Below are 797 nucleotides of genomic sequence, written 5' to 3' on the forward strand. Positions count from 1 at the left end.
GATCGCGTTGCCGTGCTGACCTATCTGCGCGGTCCGCGCGCTGGCATCTATACGTTTACCGCCGGTCGTTTGACCGTGGTCGAACGCGGTCCGGAAGTTGAGCAGCCGAAGACCGCGCGTCCGAAGGCGAAGAAGCGCGCCGCGACCTGATCTTTTCGTGAATATTTAGAAGTAAGCGACGGCTGCGTGATCAGCCGTTCGCTTCTTCATGCAGAGAACTCGCGCTAAGCCATTGCTCTTCAGCGCGTTGCAATGCGTCCGCCGCAGCGGCGCGCGCTTTGGTGAGTTGCGTGGCCTGCTTCGGATCTTTCTTGAACAGGTCAGGCAATGCGAGCGCAGTATCGATCTTGGCGATGATGGCGGTGATCCGCTCCATCTCGGATTCTGCTTCGGCGACCTGCTGCTTGAGCGGGACCTTCTTTTCTTTAGGCTTCGCCAGTTTTTCGCGGTCCGTGTTTGCGCGGTCGCGTGTCGGCGTGCGCATGCCGCGGGCTTGCATGACGACTTTGCGATAGTCGTCGAGATCGCCGTCGAAATTGGTGACGGTGCGGTCAGCCACGACCCAGAGCTGGTCTGCTCAGGCCTCGATCAGATAGCGATCATGGGAGACCATGATCACGGCGCCGGGGAATTCGTTGATCGCCTCGGCCAGCGCTGCGCGGCAGTCGATATCGAGATGGTTGGTCGGTTCGTCCAGAATGATCATGTTCGGACCGTAGAAAGTCGCGAGCCCCAGCAGTAGCCGCGCCTTTTCGCCGCCGGACAGGCTTTTTACGATCGTATCCGCGGCCTTGCCG

At 60.2% G+C, this 797-nt stretch carries 2 protein-coding genes; both read right to left on the bottom strand.

The window, feature by feature from the left end; genetic code table 11:
• Nucleotides 1-190 precede the first annotated feature (190 nt).
• On the bottom strand, nucleotides 191-559 hold the full coding sequence (locus AC1DS5_RS24950) for a hypothetical protein (protein WP_477720931.1): 369 nt from the start codon (nucleotides 557-559) through the stop codon (nucleotides 191-193).
• 18 nt (nucleotides 560-577) lie between these two features.
• Nucleotides 578-797, bottom strand: a 220-nt coding sequence (locus tag AC1DS5_RS24955; RefSeq protein ID WP_477720932.1) for an ATP-binding cassette domain-containing protein, incomplete at its 5' end; no start/stop codon positions are given.

The organism is Polaromonas sp. P4_H1, from assembly GCF_056400945.1.